The following is a 3,219-nucleotide window of genomic DNA, read 5'->3' on the forward strand; positions in this document are numbered from 1 at the left end:
GCAGTTATTCGAAAAGTACGAAAATCCACAAAAGCGGTCGATATGTCTCTGAATCCAGCTTTGCGAAACCTAAGTCCAGCAGAATTCGCCGAACGCTGCGGTCAGGTTTATGAAGTCGGGACGGTTTCCGGGTTTCAAACGTTCTCGGCGATCTGGTTCGAGGCCGACGCTAATCACAGTAGAGAAGATATGCTGAGCCGATTGATCGATAGCAAACGGATCGGTCGATTTGATGATGTAAAAGCCTTTTCAGAGAATCTCCATGATCTATGGATACGGATCCAGACATCTAAGCTCCCGGTCAAGGGCTTCGGTCTGTATCATCACGCGGAAGTTGGTCCGACAAGCCTGGGCTTTGACTTCAGCAAGGACGTGGAAAGCTGGCTGGATAAAGCAGCCAAAGTTGAATTGGATAGGGTTCCGCGGATTGGGTCAGTATTGGAATCATATTGAGTCCGCTGGGTCCCGGAACGCTTCTCGAAGCGTGGTCCTAAATTTCTGATTCCGCAGGAACAAGTCGGGATCAACATAGTCACGAGACAGTCCATAGAGTAGAAATTTATCTTAAACTTTCTTTAGCGCTGTCACAAAATCGCTGGCACAAGGGGGGGTAGGGAAAAGCCTGGCCCGACTCGGCAAGGCTCTGAAAGGTATGTCTGGTATTTCGCCATCTTCTGAACCTACAGTGTCAGGCCTTTGCCTTTGCTCTGCCCCTCACGCTCAAAGTCTTTGCTGCTCGTTTTGACAATCATGGGACCAACTTTCTGAACAAATTCAGCCGGCCCTTTGATTACAAAGTCTTCTCCAAACTTGGCCCTTGCCACAAGAAACGCGGCCTTGAGGGCCGCTTCGGATCGATCCTTGAGAACAACGGCATCGCCACGATCCACGAATGAGCCTTCCGAAACCTTGAATACTATGGAGCCATCCGGGTGGACATCCTTTAAGACGCCGCTGACGATCACATTATTGCGACTCTTGCCAACAAAAGCTCCCTCGCCAAACTCTGTGGTAGGCGGGAGCTTTGAGCGGAGTATCCCAAGGGCATCCTCGTCTCCCGCCCGGGCCCGATCAAGGACGAACTCATGCCATGATTTGCTTTTCATCCCGGCACTGGCTCCGGGGCGGGCAGTGGAAGGGTCCCCAAAAAGCCCGGCCAGTTCCCTTTTCATCTCTTCAGACACTTTGCGATAAATCTCACGCTTTCGTCCTTTGGCAATGAGGGTATCGCGCTTGATTTCCTGCCGCCGTCTGGCATAGCGCTCCTTGATCTCGAGAAGTTTTTGTGCCCGATCGTGGGAAAGATTTTCTGACTTTTCCTGAAATTCCGCCCATTCCCGCTCGCGGATTTTCTTATATTCGTCATAGAGAAGGGACGCCCTATGGTCTCTGCCGAGAGGGGTTGCCCTGTAAACCTTTTCAGGACTGCTGATAAAGCGGCTCTTTTCAAAGGGTCCCAGGAGAACCGTTATCTTTGATTTGGTAAATCCAGGATCGATCGAACCCGCTTTGACAAAAAGCTTTCTCCCCATATGTGAAAAGACAAGACCTGCTCCGCGTTCACGAATCTCAACCCCGAAGCGTCCGCAAAGATCTTGAGCGTCCTTCCAGGTCTTGCCCTGCTCCACTAGCAGTTTTGATAGATCCGGGGCGATCGTGTCCTTGATATAGGTCGAAAACGCCTCGAGGCCCTGATGCGCTTCCTGAAGAGGGACTGATATTTTTTTCTCACTTCCGATACCGGGCTTGAGCCCGTAGGCCTTTTCAAGCTGCCTGCAGGTCTCCTGAAGCTTGAATTTGTCGTAGTAAGGCTCAATGGAGGTAAATTTTTCCGGATGCACCTTGCTGATGGCCATATGAAAATGAACATGGCCCGTGTCCGCGTGAATTGCCGAGATCCTTTGATGCTCAGAAAGTCCTATGGCCTGACAGAACGCCTCTTCCACTTCCTTCCATTGATCCGAGGTCAGGTCCTCACCCGGCGCAAGGCTTATAACGAGATGATAGGATTTATCGATTCGGCTCCGTGTGTTCATCGCCTGGGTGGCGATCACCTCCTTGATGGCGAGGTCAAAGTCCTCAGGAGTCCGGCAGTTCGTGCTCCAGGCGTCCCTGACCTTATGGCCGCTTTTTTTATGGTCGAGGATATAGTGGGCCAGCACTTTGTAATTGCTCGAGCTCTGCTTGCGATCGATGCGCTTTGCTATCATAGCGCCTCCACTTTTTCCTTAAGCTCCGCATAGGTTTTCTGAACCCGCCGCCAGAGAGCGTCGATATCCTTGACCGCGATATCGTGCGGCGGCAGCGAGCCGTTCTTTTTCTCCGACAGCCAGAGCTTTAAAAGCCCCCCAAGCCGCCCGAGGTCAGCCGCCACGGAACACAGGTCACGAACCAGGGATAGATCGACCTTGCTCTTTGGCGTATGACCCTGACCGAGCCGCCTTAAAAATTCGGCGTTGGTAAGGCGGGCAGCAGCGGCATGGGCGCTGATCATATTCAGCTCGGCCTCGTCCACGCGGACCTTTATCACATCCTCCCGCCGTCTTCGCTCGGACTTCTTTTTTTTCCTGGGTGCAGTTTCCATGATGGTCGCCGTCATGATTCTTCCTCACCCGGAAGAATTTTAAGTGCATCCTGCATTTCCCGCGCAAGGTCAGCCTCGGAAAATTGTGGAAACCGGGTCCTGAGGGTTTGCTGCATCGACCATCGCGAGAGCGTCTCAGCCCGAACCTGCTCTGCCAGATCCTGGCAAAAGGCGCGCAGAGATTCCAGAGTTCCGGCGTCCGGGGCGCGGCCAGGATTATTCTTCATTGTTTCCATATCACTCATTACGACACCTATATAGTGATCTGATTCCGGCTGGAAGCAGCTGGCCGGATTCCAAAACCGTTGAGCGCAGCGAATAAGTTTCACCGTAAATGGGGGACGGCGCGGCGCGACGGTGGCCCATTTACACATCTTGCCCTCAAAACCGTGTTCATATTACGTCATGTGACCGGAAATGAACTATAAAAAACAAAAAAACACCAAAATGAACTGAAATGACCAAATGTGAAATTTTAGTGCGGAAAATGAAGGATAATGGCAAAATGTGAACGAATGTGACGTGAAAAGGCTTAAAGGAGGCCGCCATGGATCAAATCACCGATCTTGTCTTTCAAAAGTCCAGGATGGTCGAGTTTCTCACCCATAAGGACCTCATTAAGCAAAAGATCGACG

General features: G+C 51.6%; 4 protein-coding genes. 1 reads left to right on the forward strand and 3 read right to left on the reverse strand.

The window, feature by feature from the left end; translation table 11 throughout:
- A partial coding sequence (locus VE954_RS18835) for a hypothetical protein (protein ID WP_324955576.1) occupies nucleotides 1-453 on the forward strand: 453 nt, incomplete at its 5' end.
- A 227-nt stretch (nucleotides 454-680) separates the two neighbouring features.
- On the opposite strand, the gene traI is transcribed toward VE954_RS18835, so the two are convergent.
- From traI to VE954_RS18850, 3 genes are read right to left on the reverse strand one after another with little or no spacing between them, the layout of a single operon-like run.
- On the reverse strand, nucleotides 681-2,210 hold the full coding sequence (gene traI / locus VE954_RS18840; protein WP_324955578.1) for a TraI/MobA(P) family conjugative relaxase: 1,530 nt from the start codon (nucleotides 2,208-2,210) through the stop codon (nucleotides 681-683).
- Nucleotides 2,207-2,599, reverse strand: coding sequence for a plasmid mobilization protein (locus VE954_RS18845; RefSeq protein WP_324955580.1), 393 nt, complete (start codon nucleotides 2,597-2,599; stop codon nucleotides 2,207-2,209). The genes traI and VE954_RS18845 overlap by 4 nt, the downstream gene beginning before the upstream one ends.
- Complete coding sequence (locus VE954_RS18850; RefSeq protein WP_324955582.1) at nucleotides 2,596-2,829, reverse strand: hypothetical protein; 234 nt, start codon at nucleotides 2,827-2,829, stop codon at nucleotides 2,596-2,598. The genes VE954_RS18845 and VE954_RS18850 overlap by 4 nt, the downstream gene beginning before the upstream one ends.
- Nucleotides 2,830-3,219 lie beyond the last annotated feature (390 nt).

Source organism: Oligoflexus sp. (assembly GCF_035638955.1).
Lineage (GTDB): Bacteria > Bdellovibrionota_B > Oligoflexia > Oligoflexales > Oligoflexaceae > Oligoflexus.

Coding starts and splice junctions, on each gene's coding strand:
- traI (WP_324955578.1), bottom strand. CDS start 2,210: ATGATAGCAAAGCGCATCGATCGCAAGCAGAGCTCGAGCAATTACAAA.
- VE954_RS18845 (WP_324955580.1), bottom strand. CDS start 2,599: ATGACGGCGACCATCATGGAAACTGCACCCAGGAAAAAAAAGAAGTCC.
- VE954_RS18850 (WP_324955582.1), bottom strand. CDS start 2,829: ATGAGTGATATGGAAACAATGAAGAATAATCCTGGCCGCGCCCCGGAC.